At 58.2% G+C, this 16,620-nt stretch carries 17 protein-coding genes; 10 read left to right on the forward strand and 7 right to left on the reverse strand.

Annotation, left to right across the window (positions count from 1 at the left end):
• Window positions 1-13: 13 nt before the first annotated feature.
• Complete coding sequence (locus AC0IXS_RS04030) at window positions 14-361, forward strand: hypothetical protein (RefSeq protein ID WP_471823891.1); 348 nt, start codon at window positions 14-16, stop codon at window positions 359-361.
• Here AC0IXS_RS04030 and AC0IXS_RS04035 read toward each other — a convergent pair.
• Both AC0IXS_RS04035 and AC0IXS_RS04040 read right to left on the reverse strand, forming a co-directional pair.
• Complete coding sequence (locus tag AC0IXS_RS04035) at window positions 327-605, reverse strand: hypothetical protein (protein WP_122846278.1); 279 nt, start codon at window positions 603-605, stop codon at window positions 327-329. The two genes, AC0IXS_RS04030 and AC0IXS_RS04035, sit on opposite strands and share 35 nt — an antisense overlap.
• A gap of 88 nt (window positions 606-693) precedes the next feature.
• A complete protein-coding gene (locus AC0IXS_RS04040; RefSeq protein ID WP_471823893.1) occupies window positions 694-867 on the reverse strand; it encodes a hypothetical protein in 174 nt (57 codons plus the stop codon).
• A 105-nt stretch (window positions 868-972) separates the two neighbouring features.
• On the opposite strand from AC0IXS_RS04040, the gene AC0IXS_RS04045 reads away from it, so the two are divergent.
• Window positions 973-1,569 (forward strand): hypothetical protein, encoded by a 597-nt coding sequence (locus AC0IXS_RS04045; RefSeq protein WP_471823895.1) that lies wholly within the window; start codon window positions 973-975, stop codon window positions 1,567-1,569.
• Window positions 1,570-1,626: 57 nt separating this feature from the next.
• Window positions 1,627-2,496 carry an adenine nucleotide alpha hydrolase family protein gene (locus tag AC0IXS_RS04050; RefSeq protein WP_471823897.1) on the forward strand — a complete coding sequence of 290 codons (870 nt, stop codon included), beginning with the start codon at window positions 1,627-1,629 and terminating at the stop codon, window positions 2,494-2,496.
• Window positions 2,497-2,509: 13 nt separating this feature from the next.
• Here AC0IXS_RS04050 and AC0IXS_RS04055 read toward each other — a convergent pair whose 3' ends face one another.
• Complete coding sequence (locus AC0IXS_RS04055) at window positions 2,510-3,130, reverse strand: SLATT domain-containing protein (protein ID WP_471823899.1); 621 nt, start codon at window positions 3,128-3,130, stop codon at window positions 2,510-2,512.
• Between the two features lie 510 nt (window positions 3,131-3,640).
• Here AC0IXS_RS04055 and AC0IXS_RS04060 point away from each other — a divergent pair.
• From AC0IXS_RS04060 to AC0IXS_RS04085, 6 genes are all read left to right on the forward strand, one after another.
• Entirely contained in the window at window positions 3,641-5,701 is a 2,061-nt protein-coding gene (locus AC0IXS_RS04060; protein ID WP_471823901.1) for a DNA cytosine methyltransferase, read from the forward strand.
• Between the two features lie 155 nt (window positions 5,702-5,856).
• Window positions 5,857-6,159: a hypothetical protein gene (locus AC0IXS_RS04065; RefSeq protein ID WP_192061955.1), complete on the forward strand. Its 303-nt coding sequence runs from the start codon at window positions 5,857-5,859 to the stop codon at window positions 6,157-6,159.
• 428 nt (window positions 6,160-6,587) lie between these two features.
• Entirely contained in the window at window positions 6,588-7,367 is a 780-nt protein-coding gene (locus tag AC0IXS_RS04070; RefSeq protein WP_471823903.1) for a DNA-methyltransferase, read from the forward strand.
• 39 nt (window positions 7,368-7,406) lie between these two features.
• Entirely contained in the window at window positions 7,407-7,649 is a 243-nt protein-coding gene (locus tag AC0IXS_RS04075; protein WP_122437824.1) for an excisionase, read from the forward strand.
• Complete coding sequence (locus tag AC0IXS_RS04080; RefSeq protein ID WP_471823905.1) at window positions 7,630-8,733, forward strand: phage integrase Arm DNA-binding domain-containing protein; 1,104 nt, start codon at window positions 7,630-7,632, stop codon at window positions 8,731-8,733. Before AC0IXS_RS04075 ends, AC0IXS_RS04080 begins: the two co-directional genes overlap by 20 nt.
• Before the next feature lie 42 nt (window positions 8,734-8,775).
• Window positions 8,776-9,414 carry a response regulator gene (locus AC0IXS_RS04085; RefSeq protein WP_471823907.1) on the forward strand — a complete coding sequence of 213 codons (639 nt, stop codon included), beginning with the start codon at window positions 8,776-8,778 and terminating at the stop codon, window positions 9,412-9,414.
• Between the two features lie 103 nt (window positions 9,415-9,517).
• On the opposite strand, the gene AC0IXS_RS04090 is transcribed toward AC0IXS_RS04085, so the two are convergent.
• Window positions 9,518-9,862, reverse strand: coding sequence for a YggL family protein (locus AC0IXS_RS04090; RefSeq protein ID WP_004885641.1), 345 nt, complete (start codon window positions 9,860-9,862; stop codon window positions 9,518-9,520).
• Between the two features lie 359 nt (window positions 9,863-10,221).
• On the opposite strand from AC0IXS_RS04090, the gene dacB reads away from it, so the two are divergent.
• The gene (gene dacB, locus AC0IXS_RS04095) at window positions 10,222-11,691 is read left to right on the forward strand and encodes a D-alanyl-D-alanine carboxypeptidase/D-alanyl-D-alanine endopeptidase (protein ID WP_043306408.1); all 1,470 of its coding nucleotides are present in this window, start codon (window positions 10,222-10,224) and stop codon (window positions 11,689-11,691) included.
• A 33-nt stretch (window positions 11,692-11,724) separates the two neighbouring features.
• Here the strand turns inward: dacB and AC0IXS_RS04100 are convergent, their stop codons facing one another.
• The 3 genes from AC0IXS_RS04100 to rlmKL all read right to left on the reverse strand — a co-directional run bounded on the left by AC0IXS_RS04100 (window position 11,725) and on the right by rlmKL (window position 16,491).
• The gene (locus AC0IXS_RS04100) at window positions 11,725-14,016 is read right to left on the reverse strand and encodes a sensor domain-containing diguanylate cyclase (protein ID WP_471823910.1); all 2,292 of its coding nucleotides are present in this window, start codon (window positions 14,014-14,016) and stop codon (window positions 11,725-11,727) included.
• An 11-nt stretch (window positions 14,017-14,027) separates the two neighbouring features.
• On the reverse strand, window positions 14,028-14,147 hold the full coding sequence (locus tag AC0IXS_RS04105; RefSeq protein WP_424481800.1) for a peptidase inhibitor family I36 protein: 120 nt from the start codon (window positions 14,145-14,147) through the stop codon (window positions 14,028-14,030).
• Window positions 14,148-14,235: 88 nt separating this feature from the next.
• On the reverse strand, window positions 14,236-16,491 hold the full coding sequence (gene rlmKL / locus AC0IXS_RS04110; protein WP_122575129.1) for a bifunctional 23S rRNA (guanine(2069)-N(7))-methyltransferase RlmK/23S rRNA (guanine(2445)-N(2))-methyltransferase RlmL: 2,256 nt from the start codon (window positions 16,489-16,491) through the stop codon (window positions 14,236-14,238).
• Between the last annotated feature and the right edge of the window lie 129 nt (window positions 16,492-16,620).

Below are 16,620 nucleotides of genomic sequence, written 5' to 3' on the forward strand. Positions count from 1 at the left end.
ACGGAGCTGATAAATGGCCCTTACCCAGAAACAGCGGGACGAGCGGACGGCGCTCAAGCGGCACAAGGCCGGGGAAGAGGAATTGAGGCTCAGGGTGCGGCCCGGCACCAAGCAGGCGCTCAGTGATTTGATGGCCTGGGCTGGCATCGAGGAACAAGGCGAGGCCATGACGCTGATGATTCACCACCTGCACAGCCTCGGACCGGGCGGCGCGCTGCCGCTACTTGAAGTTCCGCGCCACGAAATCACAGTGTCGAATATTGTGGCGCTGGAGTTTCACCGAAAGAGCATGCTGATAATTCAGCAGGATCCGGGGGATGAGGTGATCATTCCGGGAAGTTCAGATTCAGTCTCACCTTAGGCAACTCTTTAGGTACAGGTGGAGAAGCAAACCCGACCAACGCGAACGTAGCATGGTGAACCTCGCCTTCATAGTTCTTGCCTGTCTCCGATCCGGCATGGATCAAAAGCCCTTCATGCTCCTGGATCAGGTGGTTGATGTTCTCCGCAATCTTTTCACCTTCTTGGAAGGTAGAGCAGTACGGACAACCGGTAGATGTGTGGGTAATCAGCTGAACGGTGTGCTTGACGCCTGAAAGATCCATTTCTGCTCCTTATCCGGCCCCATGCCGTTAACACGTAATACCCCAACTCAAATCAAATAGCCACCACCCTTCGTGTCGGGACGCTACGTCAAAAATGCCCTATCACTAGCCATTGCAAAATTGCACCAAGCACGCCTCCGACACCCGCAGCTAATAAGCCGATCTCTCTCGGCATCGGAGTGGGAAAGCAAACATCAACGAGCCATGCCAAGCCGAGCCCAATGCCAATGGGGAAGATAAGTGTCCAGCTCAGCTCGGGCATTTCGCGCTCCATCTGCGGTTCGTTTGCACCGCGAAACAAATACCCCATCCCAAACCAATTTGCCACCACCGGATACGGAGGGCGGCGCATGCATGGAGAAACGCCATGAGCAAAGACACCAAGATTTTGATTCCGGAAATTCCCGGCGAGTGGACTGAGCGCACACGCAGCGGTCATAACTGCAAATGGAATGACGGCTGGCATGGCAGACCACACCGCAACGGCCTGCCTTATGTCGAGCTGATAGCTCCGGAAAAGGGCTTGTACGCCGAACGCATTGATGGTGCCTGGTACTGGGTATCCGGCTGTGCCAAATGCACCGGCAGCGGCGAGCATTACAGCTACGTCGTCTGCGACAAGCACGATGTGTGCGTGAGCTGCAACGCCCACCGGACCACGCTTACCGATACCCCATGGGGCCGGCGCGATGGTTTTATCTGCAAGCCCTGCCAAGACCGTGAAGATGCTGCCGCCAAGGCCGAAGCCCTGGCCAAGTTTTCCGCCGCCGAATACGACGATTCGGATTTTGAGTATCAGGACCAGTGCAAATGCCCACACTGCGCGACCGTGATCCACATCGAGCCTGAAGACTACAGCGATAAAAATATGGACTGCGACACCTGCGGCGGCGCTTTCAGGCTCCAACTGGAATACAGCGTCACCTTCACCACGACAGTGATCGGCGAACGCATCACGGCCTAACCCCACCCTCACTATGCGCTGAACGCCTCGGCAGGCGGGCGGCTGTCCGGAGTATTAATGAATCCCTACATGATCAATGGCCCGGCGCAGATCGGCGTCAGTGGTGGGCGCACAAGCGCGCAAATGCTTCGCAATATCCTCGACGCCCACGGTGGAAAACTCCCTGCTGATGTTCACGCCTTCTTCCAGAATACCGGCAAGGAGAGGGAAAAAACGTTGATTTTCATTGATCAGATCGACAAGCGATGGAGCGTCGGCATCGTCTGGATGGAGTGGTGCCGAGTGTACGGCCAGCCTGACGATGCACCTTGGTACAAACTGGTCAATTTCGAGACGGCCAGCCGCAATGGCGAGCCCTTCACGATGATGCTCGAGTACTACGCGGCATACCGAAAAGATGTGAAGAACCTTCCGCCGGTGTTGCCGAACTTCTCGAACAACATGTGCACTGCGTACCTGAAGGTTAAAATCGGCGAAAAGCATATGCGCGCCCTGGGCTACGACCAGTGGGATTGCGTTGTCGGCATCCGCTACGACGAGCCTAAGCGCTATCACCGCATGATGGCTGCCAACGATCGCGGCGGAACACGATGGGACAACCTTTGCCCGTCTTACACCGCAGGCATCACGAAGGAGGACGTCGCAGAGTTCTGGAAGGCCCAGCCTTTCGATCTAGGCATGGATTCAGACTTCGGAAACTGCGACCTGTGCTGGAAGAAAAGCGAAGGAAAGCTGATAAAGACAATCATCGAAGACCCGTCCCGGGTGATCTGGTGGTCTGGCACAGAGGAAAGGTTCGGCCAGGTATTTAGACAGGACCGAGCCGACTACAAAACGATGGGCTGGTCTGCCGAGCAGCGATCTCGACAGACAGACTTCGACTTTGAATATCTCGCAGAAGACATCGATTGCTTCTGTGGTGATTAAAAGGCTTCTAGGATTAATCGAGGTGGATGCCGAACCAGACCCAATAAACCGCTGCTGCTAGCAGCACCAGCATCAAGGGATAGGAAATAAAACTTATAGAGTAAGCTACCCAGACCTTAAAGATAGTGACCCCACGCTCAGTTCGAGTCATCGCGTAATCCTCCTTCATCTCCAACCTGGATCTCAAATAATCGCCACGAAAGTCATTATTTGAGTGCGTTTCATAGAGCTTGAGAAGGTCATGGTATTCCTTCCAGCAGCCGTCATATGCACCTTGCTCAAATTCGCCATCCTTAAGTGGGTGAGCCTTTTGCTTGAGCTCGCCAAGCTGAGAGGCGCATGAGTACATTTTTTCTGAACGGTTGGAGAAATCGTTCTTTTCGATCAAAAGCGAATAAACGAGCACCGCCACCGAGGCAAACACCTGCAGAAGCACGACCTCTTTCTTGGCAATATTTACTCCAAGGTCGTATGCCTGCATGAGCGATATGAGTATCAACGCAAGCGAAAGGACCACTACCGAATAAGTGGAAAGCTTCGCATGAAGCCTTAAGCGCCTTGATGCATGAAATCTCGTTTTCGAAGTCGCATCCATTTTCTTGTACAGATTTTTAAAACTTCCCGAGTCCGCCATTGCCTTCCCTCGCTAAATGGGTAGGTATGATATCCATGAGATAACTTTATGACCACAGCCATTGATTTATTCGCCGGGCTCGGCGGATGGAGTTCCGGCGCACGCTGCATCACCAGATTTAACGGGGGGCGGACAGCAATCGCCACCTAGCGGCTTGGAGGAGCTGGCCGCTAAACAGGGAGTCGAACTCGGGTCTGAGCATGATCGCCTCCACTGTTAGGTGATCCCTTCCCTCTCGCAATAGCTTCCTGAAGCCGTCTTGAAAATCCGGGGACTGAACCAGTTTGATCGATGCTTCAACCGGATGCTGGGCGCGGTTCATTGCCTCCCATTTAGTTGGGTGATATCCGAACTCGCGGCATTCCCTGATTGCTTCAGAAATTGCCTCAGCAAATGCAGCTCTGACCTGCTCCACGCAAAACTCCTTGCTTATAAGGATGGCACATTGCCGCCCGCAACCTCTTGAATACCCCATTTCAACGACTCACGCCACTCCGGCGAGGATGAACTATGTCCGCTCACCAGAAGAAACACCCCTTCGATTTTAAAACCCAGTACGGCCTTGGCTTCAATCCGCAAGACGATGAGATCGTTGTGGACTTCTTCTGCGGTGGCGGCGGTGCCGGTACCGGGCTGGAAATGGGCCTTGGGCGCACCGTCAGCGTGGCCAAGAATCACAGCCCGGCAGCGATCAGCATGCACACCGTGAATCACCCGGGTGCGAAGCACTTCACGACTGATGTATTCGACGGCGATCCTGATACCGAATGCGGCGGCAAGGCTGTGGGCTGGTTCCACATGAGCCCGGATTGCACCCACCACAGCCAGGCCGCTGGCGGGCAGCCACGCAAGCGCGAGATCCGCAACCTGTCTTGGATCGGCTTGAAGTGGGCGGGCAAGAAACGCCCCCGAGTCATCAGCCTGGAGAACGTCAAGCAGATCCTGCAGTGGGGGCCGCTGGTCGCCAAGCGCTGCAAGGCGACCGGGCGGGTCGTGAAGCTGGGCGGCGTCATTGCCGCACCTGGCGAGGTTGTTCCGGTCGATCAGCAATTTTTGGTGCCAGACCCGAAGCGGCGCGGCCAGACGTGGGCCGTGTTCGTGGCCGAGCTCGAGCGTCTGGGCTATGCCGTCGAATGGCGTGTGATACGAGCTTGCGACTTCGGCGCGCCTACCAGCCGGGAGCGTCTGTTCATGATTGCCCGCTGCGACGGGCAGCCGATCGTGTGGCCGGAGCCGACACACGCCAAGCGTCCCGCCAAAGGTCAGAAGCCTTGGAAGACAGCCGCGGAGTGCATCGACTTCACCGACCTGGGCAAAAGCATATTCGGGCGCAAGAAAGACCTCGCTTCCGCTACCCTGCGCCGAGTCGCCAAGGGCATGAAGAAGTTCGTCATCGACAACCCGGCCCCATTCATTGTGCCGATTGCAAACTGGTCGGGCGAGACGGTGCAATCGGCCTACGAACCGCTGCGCACAGTGACGTCATATCCAAAAGGCGGCGCTTTCTCGGTCGTCAGCCCAGTGATCGCGCCAGCGACCCACCAAGGCAGCGACCGCATCAACGATCCGTTGGAGCCGTTGCCTACGATCACCTGCGCCAACCGTGGGGAGTTGACGCTGATCAGCCCGACTCTGATCCAGTCTGGCTACGGTGAGCGTGACGGTCAGCAACCTCGCGTGCCGGGAATCGATCAACCGCTGGGCACCGTTGTCGCTGGCGGCGTCAAGCACGCACTCGCATCGGCGTGCATCGTACAGGCGGGCCACGGCGAAGGATCTGGCGCAACCAAACGCCGCTCCCATGGCGTAAACGACATTCTTGGCCCGGTTGGCACGGTTACAGCCAGCGGTGGAGGTCAGTCAGTGAGCGCTGCGGTGATGATCCAGGCCAACGGCGGGTTCAACACCACTCACGCCAAGGACATTCGCGAGCCTCTGACCACTGTGACCAATTCCGGTAGCCAGCAGCAACTTGCGGTGGCGAACCTGGTGCATCTGCGCGGCAACTGTGATGCAAGGGACGTCAGCGATCCTCTGCACACGATCAGCGCCGGCGGCCAGCACCACGGAATGGTTACCGCGTTCATGGAGCGCCAGTTCGGCGCAAGCATTGGCCAGCCGCTGGACGAGCCAGCACCCACCGTGACTGCGGGTGGTGGCGGAAAAAGCTCTGTGGTGTCGCTACGGCTCTCGCCAGAGCATGAGGAAGGCGCGCTGCGGGTGGCCGCCTTCCTCATCAGCTATTACGGCACCGAGAACGTCAGCAGCGCGGGCGAGCCAGCACCAACGATCACCACTAAAGACCGGCTAGCGCTGGTTACCGTGATGGTCAAGGGCACGCCTTACGTCATCGTCGACATCTGCCTGCGCATGCTCAAGCCGTCCGAGCTGTACAAGGCCCAAGGATTCCCTGCCGACTACGTAATTACCCACGGTGCAGACGGGAAGCCGTTCACGAAGACCCAGCAAGTACACATGTGCGGCAACAGCGTGAGCCCTCCGCCCATGGCAGCTCTTGCTCGGGCCAATGATCCATGGCGCGTTGCATTAGGCGGCGCAGTCGCAGCGTGACGGGTAAAAGAGGCGCCTTAAATTCGGCCTAGACCGCTCAGTCAGATCCAGACCGATTAGTTTGACCGAACATATACCCTTCTGTCCAAACTTGAACTAAACCGTATGACGTCACATGGACAGTCTCGACGGCTCAGATGGATGATACGAATTACATGGCTCTACCCGAGGTGGCTGTGAACAACCAGAATTCGAGCTTAAAAACCGAACATTCGATAGAGCTGCCGCTTACCGAGGACCTGCGCTACATCCTCGGCACGCAGAGCTTCTACTGCATGAGCCAGGCAACAGTGCTTCGCATGCTTGGTTATGAGATTGCCGAACGCGCGGCGGATGAACAGGCGGCAACCATCCACTGGATGCTTCTGCACTACATGAAAGACCCTGCGAACTGGCGCAGTAACGTAAAAGAAGAGTATGAATCGGCTATCCAGAAGCTTGGTCGCCCAGGCTCGTAAGGCTGGCCTGGGCGAAGGGTCAGATCAAACCGGCTTCAGCGTGAAAAGAAGCTGTCCATGGTCTGACTTGCCGACACCGTTCTTGCATTTACCCATGTAACTACCGTGCACGGAAAAGATCGAGCCGCGCTCCACGCGGAGTACCACCCTGCCCGACCTCCTGATTACACCGTGCTCGTCCATCTCTCCGAGGCGTAGGCGATTCTGCCCATAGACCTCATAAGTGCTTGTGACTTCCATTGTCCAGTTGCCTCATCGGTACAACAGCTCCGTTCTAGAGCTATTACACGAATATTTGTAGCACAGCGCCAGCGCACCGAGCGCCAACGAACCGCCAAGCGGCGGACAGTTGGTCGGAATTTACTATTGCGGCTGGAACCTCCCCCCCTGCCCTTTGAACGCTGCGCACGCGCGGCAAGGACGAAGTCATGCCCACGACAAAGGAAATTCAGCTCTATCAGGGCGATTGCGTAGAGGTCATGAAACACCTCCCCGATGCCAGCGTCGACATGGTGCTGGCCGACCTGCCCTATGGTACGACCCAATGTTCGTGGGATGTGATTATCCCGTTCGCACCGCTCTGGGAGCAGTACTTGAGAATCGCAAAACCGGGCGCTGCAATCGTTCTGTGTGCAGCGCAGCCGTTCGCTTCACTGGTTGTCGCCAGCAATCCGGCCGATTACCGGTACGAATGGATCTGGGAGAAAGGCAACGCCACTGGATTCCTGAACGCAAAGCGCCAGCCGCTACGCGCGCACGAGAGCGCCCAAGTCTTCTATCGTCGTCAGCCGACCTACAACCCCCAGATGACTGGCGGTCACCAGCGCCGAACAGCGAAGCGAAAGACCGTCAATTCCGAATGCTACGGCAAGGCGCTTGCACTCACCGAATACGACTCTACCGATCGTTACCCTCGATCTGTCCAGTTCTTCTCGAGCGACAAGCAGACGGCCAGCTATCACCCGACCCAAAAACCGGTCGCCTGGATGGAGTTCCTGGTCCGGACTTACACCAGCGCAGGCGATGCAGTACTCGACAACACGATGGGCAGCGGGACCACCGGTGTGGCCTGTATCAGGTCAGGACGTCGCTTCATCGGAATTGAGCGAGATGAAAAAATCTTCGGTACCGCATCAGATCGCATCGCCGCAGAGATAACCCTCCGCGACACACCGGTGCCGCAAATCGAATTGTTCGGTACCGCTTAACTAACCCCTTCCGCCGCCCAGCGCGGCCCGGAGCAGCACATGAGCAAAGTTACCCTCGACGAGTGGGCGGCAGACCAGTTCCGGACGCCGCCCAGCCTGAACACATTGCGCAAGTGGGCTCGTGAAGGCCGAATAGCGCCGACACCCGTCAAGCATGGCCGGAGCTACTATGTCGAAGCCGATGCTCAGTACAGCGAGCTTGAAAAACCGATTGTCCGTATTGCGGGCGGAAGCCTGATCAGCCGAATAGAGAGTGCACGCAATGGTTCCAAGGCCGCGTAACGCTGGGTCAAAAGACCTCCCGCCCAACCTGTATCGTAAGACCGACAAACGCAACGGGCATACCTATTACACCTATCGCGATCCAGTCACGGGCCGAATGTTCGGCCTGGGCAAGGATAAGGCCGCAGCAATCATGGAAGCGGTTGCCGCAAATCATGCTGATGTGCTCAAGCCTACATTGGCGCAACGGATCGCGGAGCCAGTTGCAGAAGTCGACCGGACATTTGCCGAGTGGCTTGCCGAATACGAGCTGATCTACACAGAAAGAGGTTTGAGCGCACACACTGCCCGCAGCATCAAAAGCAGGCTCAAGGTGCTAAAAAAGGCTTTCGGCGAGAAGTACATGCGCAGTATCCGAACGATGGATATAGCGATGTTTCTCGCAACATTCGCCAAAGCTGGGAAAGCGCCAATGTCCAAAGCATTGCGGTCACTGCTGCGGGATGTATTCACAGAAGCCATTGCTGTTGGATGGTGTGACCTGAATCCAGTCGATGCGACTAAAGCGGCGCGGTCAAAAGTGAAACGCAGTCGCCTGAGCCTCGAACTATGGAAAGCAACTCACGCAGCGACTGACCGGCCCTGGCTTAAACGCGCTATGGAACTTGCTCTACTGACCGGACAGCGAAGAGATGATATCGGCTCGATGCTTTTCAAGGACGAATACGACGGCTTCCTACATGTCGTTCAGTCCAAGACTGGCGCACGATTACGACTCAGCACCGCACTCAGGCTCGAAGCGATAGGACTCGATCTTTCGAGCGTTATAAAAATGTGCCGGGACAGGGTGCTGTCGAAGCACCTAGTACACCACACGAGAACGGTCTCTGTTGCAAAAGCAGGAAGCCCGATAAAGCTGAATACGCTCACACTTGCTTTCGCTGAAGCACGAGACAAGGGTGCCGCAGCGCTTGGCATTGACTTGGGGGACAATCCGCCCAGCTTCCACGAAATGCGCTCGCTGGCAGCCCGCCTACACGCGGCAGAAGGCCGTGATCCGCAGCGGCTCCTGGGGCACCGAAATGCGGCGATGACCGAGATGTACAAGGATGGCCGCGGCTCCGAGTGGATCGACGTCGCCTGATCCGTTTTAGCGATATATTGGGGAGGTTTTGGGGAGGATTTAATGCCTTGCGAAATCAGCAACTTACGTAACAGGTATGTTCCCGACTGCAACATGCCGGTCATGAACGGTTACGACTTGACGCGGGCCATCAGGGCACAGGAGCAGTCTCGCGATAGCCAGCCCTGCACGGTCTGGGGATTCACGGCCAACGCCCAGCAGGAAGAAGTACAGCGCTGCCGGGACGCGGGCATGGATGACTGCCTGTTCAAACCCATCAGCCTCAGCCTGCTCAGCGACAGGCTGGTCCTGCTTTCACCGCTGACGCGTTCGACACCTGCGTTCAATCCGGGCAGCGTCAGCCGACTTACCGGTGATCGCCCTGAAATGGTCAAACGCCTGCTGAGCGAATTGCTGCGCAGCAACCGGGAGGATCGCCAGTTGCTCGCCACCCATATGCGCGAAGGACACCCGGACGAGATTCGTGACATGGCCCACCGGATCAAGGGCGCCGCACGCATCATCAGCGCTTCACACGTGGTGGACGCCTGCAATGCACTTGAACAGGCATGCGAGCCCGGGACGAGTGAAGCCCGGCTTCGCACCTGTCATCAGGCGGTAGACAGCGCCATGCTGGAACTTGAAAGGGCATTGTCCGCGCAGCAGGAGAAACCCGGCACGACAGGAAAAGCAGACAGTTGACGGCAAGCAGAAGGACGGGAAAGCGCGGCACAGAAGGGGGTATGAAGCGATTGAAGCGGGGGTATGAAACAAGGAAGCAGGCCTGAGCCTGCTTCCTGATACATCAGGCAACCGGGTTGATTTCGTTTTCCGGGTACCAGACGTCGATCAGCGGGCTGACAGTCACTTCTGTCAGTTCGCTACGGCCCTTGAGCCAGGCTTCAACGGCAGCGCGCTGCTCTTCGCTGACCGAGCCACGCTTGCTCAGGCAAACCAGACCGAAGTCATCGCCGCCGACATAGCCAAGACCGTTGGCTTCCATTGCTTCTTTCAGGAAAGCGTCGAGGAAGGCGTCGATTGCCTGGTCATCCAGCTCTTGCTTGAAGTCCAGGTTCAGCTCAAAACCCAGCTCCTGAAATTCATCAACGCAGAGTTTTTTGCGCAGACGGCGGGAACGGTTCGTAGCCATGGGACAATCCTCATCAGTAAATATCGGGCGGCACTTTAGCAGTTCGGGCAGGTAAAAGCCCGATAAATGAAGGCTGCAAGCAATGTTCGATGCGTTGACTGACAGATGGGGCGTGCTGGAAAAAAAATAGCGGTTCAGGGTCGCTGCCCCATCACATGCGCCCCCTGCTTGGGGCATAATGCCGCCGGTTGCAGGCGTTGACCTTTCGCATTACGAAAACCCTGCACATTCAAGCATCAATCTTTACCTGTTCGCTATAGTTGTTCGCAGTTAGCCGCTGTTATTCAAATATTCAGAATGACCGAGGGAATTCATCCATGCCCTCTTTTTTGTTTCCCCTCCTGCAGTAGGGTTTCTTCATGATCAAGTCGTTTCGCCCTTTTCTGATCGCTTCATTGCTCTTGCCACTGGCCCTCTCCGCAAACGCGGCCGTCATCAACACCACACTTTCCCCCAAGGTCCAACAGGCACTCAGGGCCAGCAAACTTGGCGATGACGCATTGTCGCTGGTCATGTTGCCGCTCAATGGCCCAGGCACACCGACTGTATTCAATGCCGATGTATCGGTGAACCCGGCCTCGACCATGAAGCTGATCACGACCTATGCAGCACTGGAAATTCTCGGCCCTACCCATCAATGGAAAACCGAGTTCTTCACCGACGGCACCCTGAGCAATGGCGTGCTGCGCGGCAACCTGTACCTCAAGGGCGGCGGCGACCCCAAACTGAACATGGAAAAGCTCTGGCTGCTGATGCGCGACCTTCGCGCCAATGGCGTCCAGCAGGTCACCGGTGATCTGGTGCTGGACCGCAGCCACTTCGTGCAGCCGCAATTGCCGGTTTTCAACGACGATGGCAACGACGACAACAAGCCATTTCTGGTCAAGCCTGATTCGCTGATGGTCAACCTGAAGGCGTTGCGCTTTGTCACCCGCAACGATGATGGCCGCATCCTGGTCTCGGTAGAGCCGCCCATCGCGACCATCAGGATCGACAATCAGGTCAAGGCGGTCGCCTCGAAACAATGCACGGGCGATGTCCGCTACAACCCGGTAACCCAGCCTGATGGCAGCGTCAACGTGACGGTGACCGGGCAACTGGGCAATGGCTGCAACTCCCAGACCTACCTGTCGCTGCTCGACCACCCGACCTACGCTGCCGGTGCCGTGCGCGCCATCTGGCAGGAACTGGGCGGCACCATTCTGGGCAAGAACCGCGTCGACGTCGTGCCTTCCAGCGCCAAGCTGCTGGCCAAGGCGTTTTCCCCGGATCTGGTCGAAGTGATTCGCGACATCAACAAATACAGCAACAACACCATGGCTCAGCAGTTGTTTCTCAGCCTTGGCGAGGAGTTCCGCAGCGACGCCGACGGCGACGACGCCAAGGCCGCGCAACGGGTGATTCGCGGCTGGCTGGCCAAAAAAGGCATCACCGCACCGCATCTGGTGATGGAAAACGGTTCAGGCCTGTCGCGCGCTGAACGGGTCAGCGCCCGTGAAATGGCGGTGATCCTTCAGGCCGCCTGGCGCAGCCCGTATGCCGCCGAATTCATGAGCTCCATGCCACTTGCGGGTATGGATGGCACCATGCGCAAGCGTCTGAAACGCACGCCTCTGTTGGGCGAAGCGCACATCAAGACCGGCACCCTAAACACCGTACGTGCCATCGCAGGCTTCAGCCGCGACAGCAACGGCAACACCTGGGCGGTCGTGGCGATCCTGAATGACCCGCGTCCGTTCGGCGCCTCGTCGGTACTCGACGAAGTGCTGGTCGATCTTTACCGCCAGCCCAAGCTGAGCAATACCACGGTATCGATCCAGCAGCCCTGATCCCGCGCCACAGCGAGCAGGCCCTGAAGCCGATCAGGCCTGCTCCGGTTCCACCTTGTCCCGCCCCGCCTGCTTGGCGGCATAAACCCCAGAGTCGGCGCGCAGCAGCATCGCGTCGACGCCCTCTCCTTCCCGCCAACTGGCGATTCCGAAACTGGCCGTCACCCGGCCCACGCCGTCGATGCCCGCCCTGTTCAGCTCTTCGCGAAGGCCAAGTGCCAATTGATAAGCCTGGGCGCCCTGAGTGCCGGGGCACAGCACCATGAACTCCTCGCCCCCCAACCGACAGAACACGTCATCCGTGCGCAGCCGATGCGTGATGCGTTGCGAGATGGCTTTTAGCACCTGATCCCCGACGCCGTGGCCGAAACGGTCATTGATACGCTTAAAGTGGTCGATGTCGAGCATGATGATCGACAGATGGCCACCGTGCCGGTCGATGCGCTTGAGTTCGGCCTGCAGCCGATCCTGAAAGTATCGACGGTTGAAAGCACCGGTCAGCACATCGGTGACCGACAGTTCACGCAGTTCCTGCTCGACCCGCTTCAGATCGGAGATATCCGAAACGAATCCGTGCCATAACACCGCACCGTTCTCGAGCTGTTCGGGTGTAGAAGCCGCACGCAACCAGCGCAGCCCCTTGTTCGGTAATTGAACCCGGTACTCTTCACGCCACGGCGTCAATTGCTGCGCACTGGGAATGATCGAGTTTCTGATTCGGACCAGGTCCATGGGATGAATGCGTTGCAGCAGCACCTCCGCATCGATCAGCACATGCACTTCATCGAGTTCGAACAACTCGCACATGCCGACGCTGACATACCTGAACCGTGAACTGCCATCGGCATCCAGCTGGTACTGATAGATGCCTCCCGGCACTTGCGAGCCGAGCTTTTCGAGCAATTGCCCCTGAGCCTCCAGGGCATCATGCACGCGCCGATGTTCGGTCATGTCGGTGCACACCGCCAGACAGCCGATCCACTGCCCCTGATCGTCGCGCACGGCCGTGACGAGCATGTTGACGACCAGCGTGCTGCCGTCGCGTCGCTGAAAGGTCAACTCGCGGGCCGGATGACTGCCTTCCTGAATGGCAGCGCCAAGCATGTCCTGCAACATGCGGGCTTCGCTGACGTCACTGGGATCTGATGGCTCAGAGTGCTGGAAATCCTTGAGCCCGAACCGCCCCAGGACTTCCTCGTCGGAATAACCAAGCATGCGCTGCGCACCGACGTTGAACGTGTTGATCACACCATTGAGGTCGGCCGCAATAATTGCGACTTCGGTCGCCGCATTCAGAATGTTGCGCAACTGACCGTTGGCCACGTTCAATTGCTTCTCGCGCACGCGCAACTCTCGGGTGCGCTGCTCGACACGTGCAAGCGCACGCTGGCGCTGGCTGATGAGGCTGTAAAGCAAGGCACTGAGCATCAGACTCAACAGCCCGCCGAACCAAAGAACATTGCTGGACGTTTCCCGATTATTTGACTGAAACAGCTCGGTGGGACGAACCTCAAGCAGATAATCGCGATCCCCCAGTCCCAGCAGTGTGCTCTGGTACAGCTCATTCGTGGCCGCTTTGGCTGGAGACAGATACACGGGATCAGGTTCGGGCTGCGCGTTCAGGTCAGTGAGTGTGACCGCCAGGGTGTCGCGTTCTGCCGCCCCCACACTCATCAGTTGCGAGAGACCGATGACTGCCGTGAGCACACCTCTCAACTCGGGCGTTTCACCCGGCGCACTGACGCTTGAGAACACGGGCGCCATCAGCAACACGCCGCGTGTGTTGGCAGGGTCCAGGCCCAACAGCTGTATCCGGGGCGTCGCCGTGATGCGGTCCAGCAGCCGCGCCTTGTCCAGGGCCAAATGACGGATCGGTTCAGAGTAGATATCGAAGCCCAGCGGCACCGGCAACGCACTGATCGAATTCAGATAGAGGACAGGAAAATATTCGTCTCGCACGCCCGCCACGCTCAGCTTGCCATGCTCATCGAGTTGGCGGATCGCAAAATCCTTGAGCCCACCCTTGCGCACCTCCGCCTCGAAAGCGGCCCGCCCGGCCCGGGTCACTCTCGGGTTCCAGCCATAAGCCTGGGTGCCGATCAGCAACGGACCTACGAAGCCTTCGTATTCTTCGCGGGTAATGTCATGGGAAAAAAGAAAGAAGCGGCGAACCGTATCCAGCCTGCTGACCTGACGGTCCAGACGTTCCTGAATGCGACTGAAACGCTCGCTGGCCAGAATATCGAAACGCTGGCGCAACTGATGTTGATAGGCATCATGGTCAGCCAGCGCCAGCATGACCGTCAGCGCGGCACCGACCAGCATCGTCAGAACCGCTACCAGCCACGCTGAAACCTGTTCACTGATGAAGCCCAGTACTCTGAGCCTGTACCGTTTCGCCGCCATAGACACAACTCATGACGCCAACAGGGTGTTGCGCCACGCTGGCCGTGCATTGGTTATAGCTATTCGCCAGTAATTTGCCTAGTGGATGATGAACGAACCTGCGCAAGTCGCGCACAGATTCGTTCATCAGACCCGGCATCACGCGCGTGCGGTGATCTTCCAGGCCCGGTGAATCTTGCTATTGCGGGCAAAATCCTGGTCGATGGTCTGCTGTGTAATTTCCTCAACGGCATAGCGCTGGCCGAGATTTTCATCGAGCACGAACTTGCGGAAGTTGTTGGAGAAATACAGCACGCCGCCCGGTGCCAGACGCGCCATGGCCAGATCGATCAGCTCGACCTGATCGCGCTGCACGTCGAACACCCCTTCCATGCGCTTGGAGTTGGAGAAGGTCGGCGGATCGATGAAGATCAGGTCGTACTCTTCGCGGCAGGCCTGCAGCCAGACCGTGACATCGCTCTGCTCCAGACGGTTCTTGTCCGAGAAACCGTTCAGCGACAGGTTGCGGCGTGCCCAGTCCAGATAGGTACGTGACAGGTCCACGCTGGTGGTGCTGCGCGCACCGCCCTTGGCCGCATGAACGCTGGCGGTTGCGGTGTAGGCAAATAGGTTGAGGAAGCGCTTGCCGGCCGCCTCGCGCTGGATACGCATGCGCATCGGGCGATGATCGAGGAACAGACCGGTGTCCAGGTAATCGGTCAGGTTGACGAGCAGCTTGACGCCACCTTCGTTCACTTCCAGGAACTGACCCTGCGCACTCTGACGCTCGTACTGGCGGGTGCCGCTCTGACGCTCGCGACGCTTGATCACCACGCGGCTCTTGTCGATGTTCAGCGCCTGCGGAATGGCCGCCAGCGCATCGAACAGACGCGCCGACGCCTTCTCCGGGTCGATGGATTTCGGCGCGGCGTATTCCTGCACATGGACCCAATCGTGGTACAGGTCGATGGCCATTGAATACTCGGGCATGTCGGCGTCGTACACGCGATAGCAATCGATGCCTTCACGGCGTACCCACTTGCCCATCAGCTTGAGGTTCTTTTGCAGGCGGTTGGCGAACATCTGCCCGCCTTCGCTCAAGCGTGGCTGTTCGACCACCACAGGAGCGGGCTTGATCGGATTACCGTTCTTGTTGAATTTTCTTTCAACTTCGACTTCGGTCTCGACGGGCGTTTCGCGCTCGATCTGACGTTGTTCGGGGGTGCGACGCTCGCCGGTGACGAACTGATCCGGCAACACCTTGATCAGCAACAGCTTGCAGGGCAGCGCGCCGTTCCAGAACGAATACTGCTTGTGACTGCGAATGCCCATGCGCTTACCCAGATCAGGCGCGCCAGTGAATACCGCCGCTTCCCAGTTCAGGCACGACTGGCGCAGGCGCTCACCCAGGTTCTGGTAGAGATACAGCAGGCTGGCTTCGTCACCCAGACGCTCGCCGTACGGCGGGTTGCAGATGACCAGACCTTTCTGGTTCTGATCCGGACGCGGCTCGAACGTGGCGACTTCGCCCTGGTAGACCTTGATCCAGTCGCTCAGTCCTGCGCGCTCGATGTTGTTGCGCGCGGGCTGAATCAGACGTGGGTCGGCTTCATAGCCGCGGATCCACAGCGGCGGCTTGGCAAGGCCTGCCTCGGCACGCGCCAGTGCTTCGTCGTGCAGCTTGCGCCACAGGGCCGGAACGTGACCCAGCCAGGCGGAAAAGCCCCAACGCTCACGCTTGATATTCGGTGCAATGTCGGCGGCAATCAGACCGGCTTCGACCAGGAAGGTACCCACACCACACATTGGGTCAGCCAGCGCGCCACCTTCGGCAGCGATACGCGGCCAGCCGGCACGCACCAGGATGGCGGCGGCGAGGTTTTCCTTCAGGGGCGCAGCACCCTGCTGCAGGCGATAGCCACGCTGGTGCAGACTGTGACCGGACAGGTCCAGAGACAGAATCGCCTCGCCACGATCCAGACGCAGATGCACGCGCAGGTCGGGGTTGATCTTGTCTACCGAAGGACGCTCGCCGTCCGGCGTGCGCAATTTGTCGACGATTGCATCCTTGACCTTAAGCGCGCCGAAGTGGGTGTTGTCGATGCCTGACCCGTGACCGCTGAATTCAACGGCGATGGTGCCATCCGATTCGAGATGGTCGTGCCATTCAACGTCGAGCACGCCGTGATACAGGTCTTCGGCGTCCTTCATCGGGAAGCGCTTGAGCACCAGCAGCACGCGGTTGGCGAGACGGGACCACAGGCACAGCCGGTAGGCGGTTTCCATGTCGGCCGAACCGCGAATGGCCGAGGTATGTTCGCGGGTATCCTCGAGACCGAGGGCCGTGGCCTCTTCGGCCAGCAGTCCTTCGAGGCCTTTTGGGCAAGTGAGGAAAAGTTCGTAGCGATCCGACATGTGTATTCCAGGGCCTGAGCCGTCAGCGGTGGGCAACGCATTGCCCGACCAGATTTTAAACAGGCGCCTTTCTTGGAGAACGCCTGCGTGGCACGTTGAATGTGCCGATCCGCCGCATGAAACCTGCCT

The sequence above is a fragment of the Pseudomonas sp. AC016 genome, assembly GCF_979253365.1.

Excerpts from the sequence above, each read along its gene's own strand:
- rlmKL (WP_122575129.1), bottom strand. The coding sequence starts at position 16,491 with ATGTCGGATCGCTACGAACTTTTCCTCACTTGCCCAAAAGGCCTCGAA.
- AC0IXS_RS04050 (WP_471823897.1), top strand. The coding sequence starts at position 1,627 with ATGAATCCCTACATGATCAATGGCCCGGCGCAGATCGGCGTCAGTGGT.
- AC0IXS_RS04040 (WP_471823893.1), bottom strand. The coding sequence starts at position 867 with ATGCCCGAGCTGAGCTGGACACTTATCTTCCCCATTGGCATTGGGCTC.
- dacB (WP_043306408.1), top strand. The coding sequence starts at position 10,222 with ATGATCAAGTCGTTTCGCCCTTTTCTGATCGCTTCATTGCTCTTGCCA.
- AC0IXS_RS04070 (WP_471823903.1), top strand. The coding sequence starts at position 6,588 with ATGCCCACGACAAAGGAAATTCAGCTCTATCAGGGCGATTGCGTAGAG.
- AC0IXS_RS04045 (WP_471823895.1), top strand. The coding sequence starts at position 973 with ATGAGCAAAGACACCAAGATTTTGATTCCGGAAATTCCCGGCGAGTGG.
- AC0IXS_RS04085 (WP_471823907.1), top strand. The coding sequence starts at position 8,776 with ATGCCTTGCGAAATCAGCAACTTACGTAACAGGTATGTTCCCGACTGC.
- AC0IXS_RS04090 (WP_004885641.1), bottom strand. The coding sequence starts at position 9,862 with ATGGCTACGAACCGTTCCCGCCGTCTGCGCAAAAAACTCTGCGTTGAT.
- AC0IXS_RS04080 (WP_471823905.1), top strand. The coding sequence starts at position 7,630 with ATGGTTCCAAGGCCGCGTAACGCTGGGTCAAAAGACCTCCCGCCCAAC.
- AC0IXS_RS04065 (WP_192061955.1), top strand. The coding sequence starts at position 5,857 with ATGGCTCTACCCGAGGTGGCTGTGAACAACCAGAATTCGAGCTTAAAA.
- AC0IXS_RS04060 (WP_471823901.1), top strand. The coding sequence starts at position 3,641 with ATGTCCGCTCACCAGAAGAAACACCCCTTCGATTTTAAAACCCAGTAC.
- AC0IXS_RS04100 (WP_471823910.1), bottom strand. The coding sequence starts at position 14,016 with ATGCTGGTCGGTGCCGCGCTGACGGTCATGCTGGCGCTGGCTGACCAT.
- AC0IXS_RS04075 (WP_122437824.1), top strand. The coding sequence starts at position 7,407 with ATGAGCAAAGTTACCCTCGACGAGTGGGCGGCAGACCAGTTCCGGACG.
- AC0IXS_RS04055 (WP_471823899.1), bottom strand. The coding sequence starts at position 3,130 with ATGGCGGACTCGGGAAGTTTTAAAAATCTGTACAAGAAAATGGATGCG.
- AC0IXS_RS04030 (WP_471823891.1), top strand. The coding sequence starts at position 14 with ATGGCCCTTACCCAGAAACAGCGGGACGAGCGGACGGCGCTCAAGCGG.
- AC0IXS_RS04035 (WP_122846278.1), bottom strand. The coding sequence starts at position 605 with ATGGATCTTTCAGGCGTCAAGCACACCGTTCAGCTGATTACCCACACA.
- AC0IXS_RS04105 (WP_424481800.1), bottom strand. The coding sequence starts at position 14,147 with ATGCACGGCCAGCGTGGCGCAACACCCTGTTGGCGTCATGAGTTGTGT.